The 15,251-nt window shown below is 72.5% G+C and carries 12 protein-coding genes; 10 read left to right on the top strand and 2 right to left on the bottom strand.

Annotated features, from left to right (window positions below; translation table 11 throughout):
• Positions 1-19 precede the first annotated feature (19 nt).
• The 6 genes from ACQRUO_RS23115 (at position 20) to ACQRUO_RS23090 (ending at position 8,068) form a co-directional block, all read left to right on the top strand.
• The gene (locus ACQRUO_RS23115) at positions 20-583 is read left to right on the top strand and encodes a MarR family winged helix-turn-helix transcriptional regulator (protein ID WP_428317938.1); all 564 of its coding nucleotides are present in this window, start codon (positions 20-22) and stop codon (positions 581-583) included.
• On the top strand, positions 580-2,460 hold the full coding sequence (locus ACQRUO_RS23110; protein ID WP_428317937.1) for a chloride channel protein: 1,881 nt from the start codon (positions 580-582) through the stop codon (positions 2,458-2,460). The genes ACQRUO_RS23115 and ACQRUO_RS23110 overlap by 4 nt, the downstream gene beginning before the upstream one ends.
• A gap of 370 nt (positions 2,461-2,830) precedes the next feature.
• Entirely contained in the window at positions 2,831-5,248 is a 2,418-nt protein-coding gene (locus ACQRUO_RS23105; RefSeq protein ID WP_428317936.1) for a glycosyl hydrolase family 18 protein, read from the top strand.
• A gap of 153 nt (positions 5,249-5,401) precedes the next feature.
• Positions 5,402-6,211, top strand: a complete 810-nt coding sequence (locus ACQRUO_RS23100) for a hypothetical protein (protein WP_428317935.1) — start codon at positions 5,402-5,404, stop codon at positions 6,209-6,211.
• 58 nt (positions 6,212-6,269) lie between these two features.
• The gene (locus ACQRUO_RS23095; protein WP_428317934.1) at positions 6,270-7,154 is read left to right on the top strand and encodes a LysR family transcriptional regulator; all 885 of its coding nucleotides are present in this window, start codon (positions 6,270-6,272) and stop codon (positions 7,152-7,154) included.
• Positions 7,155-7,255: 101 nt separating this feature from the next.
• A complete protein-coding gene (locus ACQRUO_RS23090; protein WP_428317933.1) occupies positions 7,256-8,068 on the top strand; it encodes a pentapeptide repeat-containing protein in 813 nt (270 codons plus the stop codon).
• 28 nt (positions 8,069-8,096) lie between these two features.
• Here the strand turns inward: ACQRUO_RS23090 and ACQRUO_RS23085 are convergent, their stop codons facing one another.
• Together ACQRUO_RS23085 and ACQRUO_RS23080 are read right to left on the bottom strand one after the other, a co-directional pair.
• Positions 8,097-8,888, bottom strand: a complete 792-nt coding sequence (locus tag ACQRUO_RS23085; protein WP_428317932.1) for a hypothetical protein — start codon at positions 8,886-8,888, stop codon at positions 8,097-8,099.
• Positions 8,889-8,965: 77 nt separating this feature from the next.
• Positions 8,966-9,451, bottom strand: coding sequence for a hypothetical protein (locus tag ACQRUO_RS23080; protein ID WP_428317931.1), 486 nt, complete (start codon positions 9,449-9,451; stop codon positions 8,966-8,968).
• Between the two features lie 500 nt (positions 9,452-9,951).
• Between ACQRUO_RS23080 and ACQRUO_RS23075 the strand changes: the two genes are divergently transcribed.
• From ACQRUO_RS23075 to ACQRUO_RS23060, 4 genes are all read left to right on the top strand, one after another.
• Positions 9,952-10,602, top strand: a complete 651-nt coding sequence (locus tag ACQRUO_RS23075) for a PadR family transcriptional regulator (RefSeq protein WP_428317930.1) — start codon at positions 9,952-9,954, stop codon at positions 10,600-10,602.
• Between the two features lie 262 nt (positions 10,603-10,864).
• Positions 10,865-11,908, top strand: coding sequence for an ABC transporter ATP-binding protein (locus ACQRUO_RS23070; protein WP_428317929.1), 1,044 nt, complete (start codon positions 10,865-10,867; stop codon positions 11,906-11,908).
• Positions 11,905-12,729 (top strand): ABC transporter permease, encoded by an 825-nt coding sequence (locus ACQRUO_RS23065; RefSeq protein ID WP_428317928.1) that lies wholly within the window; start codon positions 11,905-11,907, stop codon positions 12,727-12,729. The genes ACQRUO_RS23070 and ACQRUO_RS23065 overlap by 4 nt, the downstream gene beginning before the upstream one ends.
• A gap of 251 nt (positions 12,730-12,980) precedes the next feature.
• Complete coding sequence (locus ACQRUO_RS23060; protein ID WP_428317927.1) at positions 12,981-15,110, top strand: hypothetical protein; 2,130 nt, start codon at positions 12,981-12,983, stop codon at positions 15,108-15,110.
• The last annotated feature ends 141 nt before the right edge of the window (positions 15,111-15,251 follow it).

The raw sequence follows: 15,251 nt of genomic DNA, 5'->3' as shown, positions 1-15,251 counted from the left end.
AGTAGGCAATACTTGTCCCGTGGAGCGCATATCTGATGATCGTAAGAAAGCCGGCGGCGCGGGCGCCGAGCCCGTCGCCGCCGTCCCCGTAGTCGCCGCCGTCCCGGTGGTCGAGGTCGAGCCGGCCCAGATCGACCCGGCCCAGATCGAGGCCTTCCAGACCGCGACCCGCGACCTGATCGGTCTGGCCCTGCGCAGCCTGGAGGTGCTGGCCGGCGAGGTCTCGCTGCCCCAGTTCCGGCTGCTGCTGGTGCTGAACGACCTCGGCTGCAGCCCGTCCTCGCAGGTCGCCCGGGCGCTGGGCCTCGGCGCCTCCTCGGTCACCCGGCTCGCCGACCGGCTGGACGCCTCCGGCCACGTGGTGCGCGGCCGGGACGACCACCACCGCGGCGTGGTCACCCTCGACCTCACCGCCCGCGGGCGCGAACTGGTCGACGAGGTGCTGGCCTGGCGCCGCACCGAGCTCGCCCGGGTGCTGGCCCAGCTGGACCCGGCCGAACGGGCCGCCACCGCCGCCGGTCTGCACCGGGTGCACGAGGTGCTCGCCGCCGAGCACCTGACCTCGGGGCCGGTGGCCCTGTGAGCGCCGCGCAGGCCGCGGGCGGCAGGAACGGTGGGCAGCGGGCGCACCACCTCGGCGACTTCACCCTGACCCCGCGGGTGCTGGTGGTCACCGCCTGGGCGCTGCTGGTCGGCGCCCTCGGCGCGGGCGCCGCCTGGCTGCTCCTCAAGCTGATCGGGCTGGTCACCAACCTGGTCTTCTTCCAGCAGGTCAGCACCCAGATGCGGGCGCCCGGCGGCCACCACCCCTGGTACCTGGTGCTGTTCGCGCCGGTGATCGGCGGGCTGGTGATCGGCCTGATGGCCCGGTTCGGTTCGGAGAAGATCCGCGGCCACGGGATGCCGGAGGCGATCGAGGCGATCCTGACCGGCGGCAGCAAGGTGCTCCCCCGGGTCGCGGTTCTCAAGCCGGTCTCGGCCGCGATCAGCATCGGCACCGGCGGGCCGTTCGGCGCCGAGGGCCCGATCATCATGACCGGTGGGGCGATCGGCTCGATCACCGCCCAGCTGCTGAAGTTCAGCGCGGACGAGCGCAAGGCGCTGCTGGTCTCCGGCGCGGCGGCCGGCATGGCGGCCACCTTCAACTCGCCGATGGCGGCGGTGCTGCTCGCGGTCGAGCTGCTGCTCTTCGAGTGGCGGCCGCGCAGCTTCGTGCCGGTGGTGGCGGCCGTCGGCGTGGCCACCGTCTGCCGCGGCTACCTGCTGGGCACCGCCCCGGTCTTCCCGGTCGACGCGACCGGCCTGCACCTGACCCCGACCGTCGACGTGCTCTGCGTGGTGTCCGGCGTGACCGGCGGCGCGCTGGCGCTGGCGGCCACCTGGCTGGTCTACAAGTCGGAGGACGGCTTCGCCAAGCTGCCGTTCCACTGGATGTGGTGGCCCGCCATCGGCGGCGCGATCATCGGCCTGGGCGGCCTGATCGAGCCGCGCGCGCTGGGCGTCGGCTACGACGTGATCGACCAGCTGCTGACCGGCAAGGCCACCGTCTCGCTGATCATCGGGATCCTCACCGTGAAGACGGTGATCTGGTCGCTCTCGCTCGGCTCGGGCACCTCGGGCGGGGTGCTGGCGCCGGTCTTCATGATCGGCGGAGCCCTGGGGGCGGCCGAGGGGCTGATGTTCCCGCACGTCATCCCCGGCTTCTGGGCGATGATGGGCCTGGCGGCCGTGGTCGGCGGGGTGATGCGCTCGCCGCTGACCGGTGTGGTCTTCACCCTGGAGCTGACCCACGCCTGGGGCGCCGCCCTGCCGCTGCTGATCTCCGCGACGGTCGCCTACGGGTTCTCCGCGCTGCTGCTGAAGCGCTCGGTGCTCACCGAGAAGATCGCCCGGCGCGGCCTGCACCTGACCCGGGAGTACTCCACCGACCCGCTGGAGACCTTCTTCACCGCCGAGGTGATGGACCGTGCGCCGATCACGCTGACCGAGCGCCAGCCGGTCTCCGAGGCGCTGGCCCAGGTCTCCGGCGAGCGCGGGCACCGGCTCTTCCCGGTGCTGGCCGCCGACGGCTCGCTCGCCGGGGTGACCACGGCGCGCGAGCTGCTGGCGGCGGCCGCCCGGCCGGTGGCCGGCGCCGAGACGGTCGGGCAGGTGGCGGGCCCGCCGCAGCTGGTGATCCGGGAGGACCACACGCTGCGTCAGGTGGCCTACCTGTTCGCCGAGACCGGGGTGACCCGGGCGCCGGTGGTGGCGGCCGACGACCCGGGGCGCGGCGGGATCGGCGGGACGCTGGTCGGTCTGGTCGCGCTGCCCGACCTGCTGCAGGCGCGGTTGCACGACCTCACCGAGGAGCACCACCGCCAGCGCACCCTGCCGCGCCAGGCGACGGCCGAGCCGGTCGCCGCGGCGCCGGAGCCGAGCACCGAGCCGGCGGCGGCCACCGCCGTCGCGGCCGGGTGACCCGGCCGCAGACCAGGTGAGGCGACGGCAGGCCGGGTGACCCGGCCGCACGAGGTCGGGTGACGGTTGATCGGGGCCGGTCCGGGATTCCCGGGCCGGCCCCGGTGCATGTCCGGCCATTGATCGGATTGGTTGAGACCTGTTCAACCGCAGTCGGACCATTGGTGGACGAACCAGGACGTTAGGGCCGGTCAGGGGTATCGATACATGACGCATTGGTACAGACCTGTTGACCGAAACCGTCAACAGGACGTACGTTCGGCGCCGATCCGCGGAAGTCGGTCGGGAGGGTGCGCACCCGCCCCGGCCCCAGGTACCCCTCCCCCACGGCGCCCGGACCCCACACCCGGGCGCGACCCCTGGAGCGACCATGACCGAACGCGCCACCGCCGCCCGGCACCTGGCACACCCGCCGGCCGGCCACCGACCGTTCCGCAAGGCGACCGTCCTCGCCACCGCCACCGCGCTGCTCGCGGGCGCGGCCGGCCTGGCCACCCTGACCGGCGGCTCGGCCTCGGCCGCCGGCGTCAACCTGCTGACCAACGGTGACTTCGAGACCGGCACCCTGGCCGGCTGGACCTGCTCCGGCGGGCTCGGCAGCATCACCAGCACCGCCCCGCACGGCGGCAGCTACGCGCTGGCCGGCGCCGCCTCGGCGAGCGACACCGCGCAGTGCTCGCAGACCGTCACGGTCACCCCGAACACCAGCTACACGCTGGCCGGTTGGCTCAAGGGTTCCTATGCGTACCTCGGGGTGACCGGCAGCGGCACCACCGACACCAGCACCTGGACCTCGAACACCGACTGGACGAACCTCAACACCGCCTTCACCACCGGTGCGTCGACCACCTCGGTGACGGTCTGGGTGCACGGCTGGTTCGGGCAGGGGACCTACTACGCCGACGACCTCTCGCTGATCGGGCCCAGCGGCTCGACCGGCGGCAGCACGCCGACCCGGACCAGCTCGCCCTCGCAGAGCACCTCGCCCTCGCAGAGCAGTTCCCCGTCGCAGAGCTCCTCGCCGAGCCAGAGCAGCTCGCCGTCCCAGAGCTCCTCGCCGTCGCAGAGCAGCTCGCCGTCCCAGAGCACGTCGCCGAGCCAGAGCAGCACGCCGACCCAGACCAGCTCCCCGTCGCAGAGCGCCTCGCCCAGCGGCAGCCCCGCCCCCACCGGCGACGGCCTGGTGAGCACCCCGACCGGCGTCACCGCGAGCGTCAGCAACAACACCGTGACCCTGAACTGGTCCGCCAGCACCGACGGCGGCCAGAACGGCAACGTCCCGGCGTACCACGTCTACTCGGGCGGCAACCTGGTCGCCACCTCGATGGGCACCTCGGTGACGGTCAGTTCGCTGCTGCCGGTCAACGCCTACACCTTCACCGTGCAGGGCTACGACACCTCCGGCCACAGCAGCGCCCAGTCCGCCCCGGTCTCGGTGACCACCGGCGCGCTGCCCACCGGTGCGGTGAAGTCGGCCTACTTCTCGCAGTGGGGCATCTACGGGAACCAGTACTACCCGAGCAGCGTGGCGGCCAGCGGCGCGGCCTCCGGGCTGAACGTGATGACCTACGCGTTCGAGAACATCGACCCGACCAACCAGACCTGCTTCGAGACCATCAAGGCCGCCGACACCAACGACGCCGACCCGAACGCGGGTGACGGCGCCGGCGACGCCTTCGCCGACTACCAGAAGTCGTACACCTCGGCGAACAGCGTCGACGGCGGCAACGACGCCTGGAGCCAGCCGATCAAGGGCAACTTCAACCAGCTGCGCGAGCTGAAGGCGAAGTACCCGAACCTGCGCTTCACCCTGTCGCTCGGCGGCTGGACCTACTCGAAGTACTTCTCCGACGTGGCCGCCACCGACGCCTCGCGGAAGAAGTTCGTCTCCTCCTGCATCGACATGTTCATCAAGGGCAACCTGCCCACGGTGTCCGGCGACGCCTCCGGCGGTGCCGCCTCGGCCGCCGGCATCTTCGACGGCATCGACATCGACTGGGAGTACCCGGCCTCGTCCGGCGGCCACACCGGCAACCACTACTCCGCCGCCGACACCGCGAACTACACCGCGCTGCTCGCCGAGTTCCGCAACGAGCTGGACGCCTACGGATCGAGCATCGGCAAGCACTTCCTGCTGACCGCGGCGCTGCCCAGCGGCCAGGACAAGATCGCCAACGTCCAGACCGACCAGATCGGCAAGTACCTGGACTACGGCAACATCATGAGTTACGACATGCACGGCGCCTGGGACGCGACCGGCCCGACCAACCTGCAGGACCCGCTCTACGACAGCCCGGGCGACCCGAGCACCCCGATCGCCCCCGGCACCCAGAAGTACACGGTCGACAACGCGGTGAACGCCTTCCTGAACGGCGATCCTGCCTACGGGATCCCCGGCGGCTTCCCGGCGAGCAAGCTGGTGCTGGGCGTGCCGTTCTACTTCCGCGGCTGGACCGGCGTGCCGGCCGGCGGCAACAACGGCCTGTACCAGAGCGCCACCGGCCCGTCCGCGGCGCAGAGCACCAGCCAGGCGGCCGGCGTGGCCTTCTGGAAGGAGCTGGTGGCCACCGGCAAGACCGGCTCGGCCAACGTCCACTGGGACCCGACCACCCAGAGTTCGTGGATCTACGACGGCACCAACTTCTTCACCGGTGACACCCCGCAGGCCATCGCGGCCCGTGGTGCGTACGCGACCGGCAAGGGCCTGGGCGGCGTCTTCGCCTACTCCCTGGAGGCTGACGACCCGTCCGGCACGCTGGTCCACTCGCTGATCGGCAGCATGAAGTAATTCCCCGGAATTGCCCCCGCCGGCCCCCGCGCATTCCGCGCCGGGGGCCGGCGGTGTTCCGGCGGGTCCCATGCGTCATCACCACCTGCTACCCTCAGCCGATTTCGCGCGGCACACCGCTGCGGACAAAGACGGGGTAACGAGGACAAAACCATGGCAATTCGCCGGGCCAAGCAGAAGGCTCAGGTCATCGAGAAGCTCTCCCAGGTGGCGCCGCCCGGGGAGACGTTCATCGCGTGCGTGCACGTGGAGACCGGGCCCAGCCCGTGGCTCAACGCGATCTTCGACGAGATCCCGGGCCTGGGCCTGATCGTCGCGCTGACCCGGCGCTTCTACTTCCTCACCCTCACCAGCAGCTCGGTGGTGGTCAACACGGCCAGCCGCTGGACCAACCGCCCGGGCGAGGTGGTCGGGGTCTTCCCGCGGCACGCCTTCCCGGTCACCCGGGTCAAGCGGGCCACCGTGTGGAGCTCGATGTACCTGATCTTCCCCGGTGAGACCAAGCCGACCCGGCTGAACATCCACCGCTACTGGCGCAACGAGATGGACCAGCTCTCCGCGGTCTTCCCGCCGGCGGCGATGGCCGACGGCTCGCTGCCGCAGGCGATGACCGGTCAGCTGCCCCCGGCGGACCTGACCCCACTGGCGCCGCAGGGCCAGCCCTACCCGCAGGGCGCGCCGCAGCCCTTCCCGCAGCAGGCCGCGCCGGCCCAGCCCTACCCGGGCCAGCCGATGCCGCCGGCCCCGCCGCAGTACGCGCAGCAGCCGCCGGCCCAGGCGTACCAGCAGCCGGCTCCGGCGCAGCCCTACCCGGGTCAGCCGATGCCGCCGCAGGGCGGCCCGCAGCCCGTCCCGCACCAGGCCCCGCCGGCCGCCAACCCCTACGGCGGCCCGAACCCGTACGGCGGCCAGGCCGGCCAGACCCCGCCGCCGAACTACACGGCGCACCCGGACCAGTACTGAGTCCTCTGTACTCGGTGCACCCCCTCCCACGGGTGGGTGCACCGAGTACGGTGTCCCGGTGAACGATCTCGCCGTCCGTGAGCTGCGGATCCTGGTCGCCGTCGAGCGGACCGGCAGCTTCACCGCCGCCGCCGAGGCGCTGGGCCTGACCCAGTCCGCCGTGTCACACGCCGTCAGCGCCTGCGAGCGCAAGATCGGCGCGGTGCTCTTCGACCGCGGCCGGCACGGCGCCCGCCCCACCCCGGCCGGCGAGCGCGCCGCCGCCCACTCCCGCCGGATCCTGCGCCTGCTCGACGCGCTGCCCGCCGAGGCCCGCGGCGCCGCCACCCGGGAGGTCACCGGGCCGCTGCGGATCGCCGCCTTCCGCAGTGCCGCCGTGCACCTGCTGCCCACCGCGCTGACCCGGCTCGCCGCCGCCCACCCGGGCCTGGCCCCCGAGGTGCGGATCGTCCCGGAGGTCGGCCGCGGCACCGCCGGCGAGGTGCAGGACGGCCGCGCCGACCTCGGCATCGCCACCCTGGGCGGCAGCACCCCGCTGCCCGACGGGGTGCTCGCGGGCGCCCTCTTCGAGGAGGAGTACTCGCTGGTGCACCCGGTCGGCCACCCCGATCCGCGCAGCCTGCCGCTGATCGACTGGACCGAGAACTGCTCCTCCTACACCCGCAGCTGGTGGCAGCAGCAGGACTGGCTGCCCGCGGCGCGGCTGGACGCCGGCGAGGACAGCGTGGTGCTCTCCATGGTGGCCCGCGGGATGGGCATGGCGATCATGCCGCGGCTGGCGGTGCTGGACGCGCCGGCCTCGGTGGTGGTGGCCGACCTCGGCGCGGAGCGGCCCACCCGGACGGTCGGCTACGTGACCACGCCGGAGCTGGCCGGCACCCTGGGCGTGCGGGCACTGATCCGCGAGCTGCGCGGTGCGGCGGCCGGCCCGCTCGCGGCCTGACCGCCCGTGGCCCGATCGGCGGCGGCCTGACCGGCGGCGGATTGGACGCCTCCGGCCCGGGTGGGGTCCACTGGACCGACCGCCACCCCGAAAGGACCACCGTGCCCGAGCCGACCACCGCCCTGACCGCCGACTGCGCCAGTTGCTTCGGCCTGTGCTGCGTGGCCCTGCCGTTCACGGCCTCGGCGGACTTCGCGGTCACCAAGGAGGCCGGCAAGCCCTGCCGCAACCTGGACGCCGAGTTCCGCTGCCGGATCCACACCCGGCTGCGCGAGCAGGGCTTCCCCGGCTGCACGGTCTACGACTGCTTCGGGGCCGGCCAGCAGGTCTCCCAGGTCACCTTCGGCGGCGCCGACTGGCGCAGCGCGCCGCAGACCGCGCGGGAGATGTTCGAGGTCTTCCCGGTCGTGCGGCAGCTGCACGAGCTGCTCTGGTACCTGACCGAGGCGCTCTCGCTGACCCTGGCGGCGCCGCTGCACGGGGAGCTGCGCGCGCTGCGCGGGGAGATCGAGGAGCTGGCCGGCTCCACCGACCCCGGTTTCCTGCTCGCGCTGGACGTGCCGGCCCATCGGGCTCGGGCGAACACCCTGCTGCTGAAGGCCAGCGAGCTGGTCCGGGCCGCCGTGCCCGGCAAGAAGCGCAACCGGCGCGGCGCCGACCTGATCGGCGCCGAGCTCGCCGGCAGCTCGCTGCGCGGCGCGGACCTGCGCGGCGCCTACCTGATCGCGGCCGACCTGCGGAAGGCCGACCTGCGGGCGGCCGACCTGATCGGCGCCGACCTGCGCGACGCCAAGCTGCACGGCGCCGACCTGACCGGGGCGTTCTTCCTCACCCAGCCCCAGCTGAACGCAGCCCAGGGCGACGCCACCACCACGCTCCCGACCGGCCTGGCCCGCCCCGCGCACTGGCGCTGAGCGGGCCGGGGGCGGCCTGCGGTGCTGCTCAGCAGTCCTTGTAGGTGTTGCAGTCCGCCTTCACCAGGGCGTCGACCACCTGCGGGTCGGCGGCACCCCACTCGACCTTGGGCTTGCCGCCCTTCGGGGTGACGGTCCACAGGGCCAGCTCGCTCACCGCGCCGCCGCCGGGAACGCCGATGTACTCGTGCAGCGTGAGGGTCTGGCCGTCGGCCTGCGGGATGGTGATGCTGTCGGCCCAGCCGGCGCCGACCGTGCCGTCACCGAACTCGTGCACATCGGTGGCGCCGGCGGTCTTGGCGCAGTTCCGCACCGCGTCCTGCATCGCGCGGCTGAAGTTGTTGGCGCCCTGCATCTCGATGCTGTTGGTGCCGGTCAGGTGGATGACCGTCTGCTGGGCCTGCCACTGGCCGGCGCCGGCCGTGCCGAGCTTCGCCTGCCCGGCGCTCTCGGCCGGGAAGCTGCGGATGTCGGTGTCGCCGGTGATCTGGGCCTTGCAGAACTGCTCGACCGCGAGCTGCGGGCTGCCGTTGGTGTTGGCGACGGACGCCGGTTCGGCCCAGTGCACGGCGGAGTCCAGCGGGATGTCCTTGGCGGCGATCCAGACGCCGGCCGGCAGCGGCGGGATGGCGCCGGTGTGCGGCGTCGGCGTGCCGTTCGCTCCGCCGGTCGGGGTTGCGGTGCCGGTGCCGGTGCTCGGGCTGCCGGAGGCGTTCGGGTTGGTCTTGGTGGTGGTGTCGTCGGGACCGCAGGCGGTCAGCGTGACGAGCGAGGCCAGGACGGCGGTGCTCGCCGCGAGGAGGGTACGGGTGCGGAGCATGGTGCGACTCGTTCCGGAGGGTGCGGACGGGGACGGGCGAGGGTGTGCCGGGGCCGGCGGGCCCGGGCACGGCCGGGTCAGGAGCCGTAGAGCTCGGTCATCCCGGTGATGGTGTTGTGCGAGTCGACCGTGACGTCGTAGTAGTTCTGGCCGTAGCAGAAGTAGCCGGCCGGCAGCGGCGTGCCCATGTACTGCTTGCCCTGCGGGTCGGCGCACGCCTTCACGTGGGCGATCCCGTTGAGGCCGCCGTCCTTGGCGTCGCTGGTCACCGGGTTGTTCTGGAGGATCACGGTGATCTTGGCCTCCAGCGAGAGGCCGTAGGTCTTCAGGTCGCCGGTGTGCGAGTAGGCGGCGCCCTCGTTCATCGCCGGGTCGCAGTGCATCTGCGCGTCGGCGGCGACCACGTTGTTCATGGCGCCTTCGATGTGGTCGACCCAGATGTACTTGTGGCCGGGCGCCAGGGTCGGGCAGTCGCTGCCGCCCTTGGAGGCGGGCGCGGAGGGCTTGCCGCTGCCGGCGGGCTTGCTGGCCGGGGCGCTCGGCGCGGTCGGTGCGCTGGCCACGGCGCTCGGGCTGGTGGACGCCTTCGCGTTGGTGTTGGTGTCGTCGGGACCGCAGGCGGTCAGCGTGAGCGCGGCCGCGGCGAGCAGGGCAGCACTGATGGCAGGGCGTATGGAAATGATGAGAACCCCCGTGACAGGGCCGGCGGTGCCGGCCCGGTGAACTGAACAGACGTCAGACCGACCGCCGCGGGTGTGGGTCCGGGCGCCGGTTCGGCCGGAAGTGTATAGGCAGCGGAGGACAGTTGTTGAACCGTCATCTTCGACACGCCGAGCCGTTCTCGGCTGCACCGCTGCCCGGTCAGCGGGTGACCGGAATTCGGCCCGGCATGTGGCTGCGGATCGTCGAATGTGCAGGTCAGATGGGCGAATCGGCGTGATCACGGAAACGCGATAGATCGCATTCGGGCTCTCGGGCAGGACACGCGATATGTCGTGTTGACGCGCCCGGCGTCCCGTCCTATGCTCGTAGACGGATATACGGAGACGAGGTGGTGTGCCCGATGGCTCGACGCAAGCTGACGAACGTGCTCGCGCTGGCGGTGCTGGTCATGCTGTCCGAGCGGTCGCTCCACCCGTACGAGATCGCCCAGCTGCTCAAGAGTCGCGGCAAGGACCAGAGCATCAAGATCAACTACGGCTCGCTCTACACCGTGATCCAGAACCTGGAGAAGCACCGCTTCATCGAGGAGGTCGGCACCGAGCGCGACGGGCGACGCCCCGAGCGCACGGTCTACGGCATCACCCCGGCCGGCGACGCCGAGATGCGCGACTGGCTCGCCGAGCTGATCGGCACCCGGGAGAAGGAGTACCCGAGGTTCGAGTCGGCGCTCGCGCTGGTCGGGCCGCTGCACCCGGACGAGGTGACCCGGCTGCTGCGGCAGCGGCTCACCGCGCTGGACGCGGAGGTGGCCGCCGCCCGGGCCGGCCTCGCCGAGCTGCAGGGGCTGCTGCCGCGACTCTTCCTGCTGGAGGTCGAGTACGCGGTGGCGATGGCGGTCGCCGAGGCCGACTGGGTGCGCGCCCTGCTCACCGAGCTGACCGACGGCACGCTGGACGGCCTGGCCGGTTGGCGCAGCTACCACGAGACCGGGCAGGCGCCCGAGGAATGGACGGACCTGGAGGAACGGATCCAGGAGCAGCAGCGCGGCTGACCACGGCCCGCCCGACACCACAGAAGAACCCGACACAACAGAAGAAGAGGCCCCCGCGGGGTGCGGCAACACCGCGCGGGGGCCCGGAACCACTCACCAGACCTGCGGCAACAGGCTGTGACACCGGCTGCGTTGAACCCAACGATCGGCATCAGTGGAGATGGCACACACCCTCCATGGTAGCCGGGCAGCCTCGGCACACCCTGGGCGCACGCCGCCCGCAGGTCGTCAACCACCCGACCTGAAGGGACGCGAGAGCGCCATGACCACCCTGCACAGCACCCGGGCCCCGGCCCGGTCGCGGACCACCGCCGTCCTCGCCGAGGACCTGGTCAAGACCTACCCCGGCAAGGGCAAGGCCCCCGCCGTCCGGGCCCTGGACGGCCTCGGCATCGAGGTCGAGGCCGGCACCGTCTTCGGGCTGCTCGGCCCGAACGGCGCCGGCAAGTCGACCACCATCAAGATCCTCACCACCCTGGCCACCGCCGACTCGGGCCGCGCCCTGGTGGCCGGCCTGGACGTGGCCCGGGACCCCGCCGCGGTGCGCCGCGCGATCGGCGTGGTGGCCCAGCGCTCGGGCGCCGACCCGGTGGCCACCGGCCGGGAGAACCTGCGGCTCCAGGGCCGCCTGTACGGGCTGCGCGGCCGCGCCCTGGAGGGCCGGGTGGACGAGCTGCTGCGCCGCTTCGACCTGGTCGGGCCCGCCGACCGCCCGGTGCGCGGCTACTCCGGCGGCATGCAGCGCCGGCTCGACGTCGCGCTCGGACTGGTGCACCGGCCCCAGGTGCTCTTCCTGGACGAGCCCACCACCGGGCTCGACCCCGAGGCCCGCACCGCGATGTGGGAGGAGATCGACCGGCTCGCCGCGGGCGAGGGGCTGACCGTGCTGCTGACCACCCACTACCTCGACGAGGCCGACCGGCTGGCCGCCCGCCTGGCCATCGTGGACCGCGGCCGGGTGGTCGCCGCGGGCACCCCCGACGAGCTCAAGGGCCAACTGCGCGGCGACGCCGTGCAGGTCGAGCTGCCGGCAGCGCCCGGGGCGGACGAGCCGCTGGTGTATGCCGCGCTCGGCCAGGTCCCCGGGGTCGGCGAGGTCGCGGTGCACGGCCGCACCGTGATCGCCCGGGCCGCCGACGGGGCGGCCGCCGTCCCCGCGGTGCTCGCCGCGCTGGACCGCTGCGGCCACCCGGCCGTCGCGGTCCGCCTCGCCCGGCCCTCGCTGGACGACGTCTACCTGCGGCACACCGGCCGCAGCTTCGCCCAGGCGGACCACACCGCCGCGCCGGAAGGAGCAGTCCGATGACCGCCGCCGTCCAGTCCGCCGCCGGCCCCGCCGCGGCCGCCCGTCCCGCCGGTGCACTGCGCCAGAGCTGGTACCTGACCCAGCGCCAGCTGATGGTCTTCGCCAAGCAGCCCGCCTACCTGGTGATCACCCTGATCCAGCCGGTGATCTGGCTCTTCCTGTTCGGCGCGCTGTTCAAGCGGATGGCCGAGCTGCCGGGCTTCGGCTCCGGCTCCTACCTGGGCTACCTGGTGCCCGGCGTGGTCGTGATGAGCGCCGTCTCCGCCAACATGTGGGCCGGGATGGGGACCCTGGAGGAGATCGAGCGCGGCACGCTCAACCGCTTCCTGGTCGCACCGGTGCGCCGCGGCGCGCTGCTGAACGCCAACGTGCTGTCGCAGGGCATCACCACCGCGCTGCAGTCGGTGCTGATCATCGCGCTCGGTGCGCTCGGCGGGGCGCACTACCCGGGCGGCGCGGCGGGGTTGGCCGTCCTGGTGGTGGCCTCCTCGGTGCTCGGCACGGTCTTCGGGGCCTGCTCCAACGCGCTGGGCATGCTGGTGCGGCAGCGGGAGAGCATCATCGGCATCAACACCTTCCTGCTGCTGCCGCTCACCTTCCTCTCCTCGGCCTTCATGCCGGCCGCCCTGATGCCGCACTGGATCCGGGTCACCGCGCGGTTCAACCCGATGAACTGGACCCTGGAGGCCACCCGGGCGGCGATGCGCACGACGCCCGACTGGGCCTCGGTGGCCGGCCACGGCGGGGCGCTGCTCGCGCTGGCCGCCGTCGCGGTGGGGCTGTCGCTGACCACCTTCCGGGCCTACCAGCGCTCGGTCTGACCGGCCCCGATCCCGGAGCGTGACCGACCTGGTCCGGGTCATCGACCGGCGCTGACACTCCGTCAGCGCCGGTCACTCCTTTTCCAGTTCACCACGACTTCACCACCGAACAGCTCCGGCCCCCTGTCGCGTTCAGCCTCGGCGTGGCAGCCTGTGGCCCGCACCACGGGGGGCACCGCTGTGTTCCCCCGAACGGCGATCCACGCGCGTTCCGCCGCGGGGCGCGCGATCGCGCCCAGAGAGGGAGCCGAATGCGCAAGAGCAAGGTGCTGGCCCTGTCGCTCGCGGCCGGGTTGGGGCTCGGCATGGTGTCGGCCCAGGCGGCCTCCGCCGCCGACGCCCACCACCGGCCCAGGCAGGCGAGTTGTCAGATCTCGGCCGACGGCCGCGACGTGCAGCACGTGATCTACCTGCAGTTCGACAACGTGCACTTCACCCGGGACAACCCGAACGTGCCCTCCGACCTGGAGCAGATGCCGCACCTGCTCGACTTCCTGGAGAGCAACGGCACGCTGGACGACAACCACCACACCCCGCTGATCGCCCACACCGGTGACGACATCCTGACCTCGATCACCGGCCTCTACGGCGACCGGCAGGGCCAGGCGGTGTCCAACTCGTACCGCTACTACAACCCGAACGGCACCACCAACTCGGCCAGCAGCTTCGCCTACTGGACCGACGGCGTGGCCGACACCTCGGTGCCGACCCCCGCCGACGCCGCGCCGACCATGGTCGGCCAGGACGGCAAGAACGCCCCGGCGCCGTGGGCCGCCTACACCAAGGCGGGCTGCGACTTCGGCTCGGTCTCGATGGCCAACACCATCCTGGAGAACACCAACGTCGACATCAACAAGGTGTTCGGCCCGAACTCCGCGCAGGCGGCCGAGGCCAAGGCCAACCCGGCCAAGGCCCAGGCCGACTACGTCGGCATCGGCGTCCACTGCGCGCAGAAGTCGGACCTGTGCGCCAAGGGCGGCGCCTCCCCGGACCTGCTGCCGGACGAGCCGGGCGGCTACAACGGCTACCAGGCGCTGTTCGGGGCCAAGTCCGTGGACCCGGCGATCAGCGCGAACGGCGTGGTGAAGAACACCGCCGGCAAGCCGATCACCGACCCGAGCGGCAACCCGGGCTTCCCGGGCTTCGACTCGATGACCGCCGACAACTCGCTCGGCTACGTGGCCCAGATGCAGGAGGCCGGCGTCCCGGTCACCTACGCCTACCTCTCGGACGCGCACGACCAGCACAGCGCGAACGGCACCGCCTACGGCCCGGGCGACCCGGGCTACACGGCGCAGCTGAAGGCCTACGACACCGCCTTCGCGAGCTTCTTCAAGCGGATCCACCAGGACGGCCTCAACGCGGACAACACCCTGTTCGTGGTGACCTCCGACGAGAACGACCACTTCGTCGGCGGCCAGCCGACCCCCGCGGGCTGCGACGGGGTCACCGTCCCGTGCAGCTACCAGCAGATCGGCGAGGTGAACGCCAACGCCCGCGGCCTGCTGGCCACCCAGCAGGGCATCACCACCCCGTTCCAGGTGCACGCCGACTCGGCGCCCAACTTCTACCTGAACGGCAACCCGGCGCCCGACGCCCCGGTCACCCGCGCCTTCGAGCAGGCCTGGTCCAAGGTGACCGCGGTCAACCCGATCACCGGGAAGACGGACACCGTCTCCAGCTACCTGGCGGACCGCACCGAGCAGAAGATCCTGCACATGCAGACCGGGGACCCGCTGCGCACCCCGACCTTCACCTCCTTCGCCGACCCGGACTACTACGTCTACGCCGGCGGCGGCAGCTGCCCGACGGCCGCCTCCTGCGTGGCCCTCGGCCCGGAGTACGCGTGGAACCACGGTGACTTCTCGCCGGACATCAACACCACCTGGCTCGGCCTGGTCGGCCCGGGCGTGCGCAACCTCGGGGTGACCGACCAGGTCTGGTCGGACCACACCGACATCCGCCCGACCATGCTGGCGCTGCTCGGCCTCAGCGACCCGTACACCCACGACGGCCGGGTGCTGACCGAGTTCCTGAACCACTGGGCGCTGCCGCACAGCCTGGCCCGCAGCACCCAGGCCTACCAGCAGCTGGCCGCGGCCTACAAGCAGCTGGACGCCGGGGTCGGCCAGTTCGCCACCGCGACCCTGAAGACGGCGACCAAGGGCATCGAGTCCACCAGCCCCGGTGACGCCCAGTACCAGGCGACCAGCGCGAAGCTGACCGCGCTCGGGGCCCAGCGCGACCAGCTGGCCGGCCGGATCGCCCAGGTGCTGGACCGGACCGCCTTCGGTCACCAGAAGCTCGACCACGACCAGGCGCGCGCCCTGCTGGCGCAGGCGGACGACCTGCTGAACCAGGCGCAGCAGCTGGCCGCCTGACGGCGCTCCGATCGCTCCGCACCCGTCCGGCCGCCCCGGGGTCGCACCGCGCCCCGGGGCGGAGGAGTGTTGTGTCGCAAATGAACAGCCCGTCCCCCCCCCACGGCCCCCCCCCTCCCATGTCACCACCACCCCCCCCCC

The sequence above is a fragment of the Kitasatospora sp. LaBMicrA B282 genome, assembly GCF_050325825.1.
Taxonomy (GTDB): domain Bacteria; phylum Actinomycetota; class Actinomycetes; order Streptomycetales; family Streptomycetaceae; genus Kitasatospora.
The sequence above is the reverse complement of the archived record's forward strand: the minus strand, read 5'-3'. Positions and strand labels throughout refer to the sequence as shown.

What these genes read in the sequence shown, in the direction of transcription:
- ACQRUO_RS23105 (WP_428317936.1), top strand. Translation starts at nt 2,831, where the DNA reads ATGACCGAACGCGCCACCGCCGCCCGGCACCTGGCACACCCGCCGGCC.
- ACQRUO_RS23100 (WP_428317935.1), top strand. Translation starts at nt 5,402, where the DNA reads ATGGCAATTCGCCGGGCCAAGCAGAAGGCTCAGGTCATCGAGAAGCTC.
- ACQRUO_RS23085 (WP_428317932.1), bottom strand. Translation starts at nt 8,888, where the DNA reads ATGCTCCGCACCCGTACCCTCCTCGCGGCGAGCACCGCCGTCCTGGCC.
- ACQRUO_RS23075 (WP_428317930.1), top strand. Translation starts at nt 9,952, where the DNA reads ATGGCTCGACGCAAGCTGACGAACGTGCTCGCGCTGGCGGTGCTGGTC.
- ACQRUO_RS23070 (WP_428317929.1), top strand. Translation starts at nt 10,865, where the DNA reads ATGACCACCCTGCACAGCACCCGGGCCCCGGCCCGGTCGCGGACCACC.
- ACQRUO_RS23065 (WP_428317928.1), top strand. Translation starts at nt 11,905, where the DNA reads ATGACCGCCGCCGTCCAGTCCGCCGCCGGCCCCGCCGCGGCCGCCCGT.
- ACQRUO_RS23060 (WP_428317927.1), top strand. Translation starts at nt 12,981, where the DNA reads ATGCGCAAGAGCAAGGTGCTGGCCCTGTCGCTCGCGGCCGGGTTGGGG.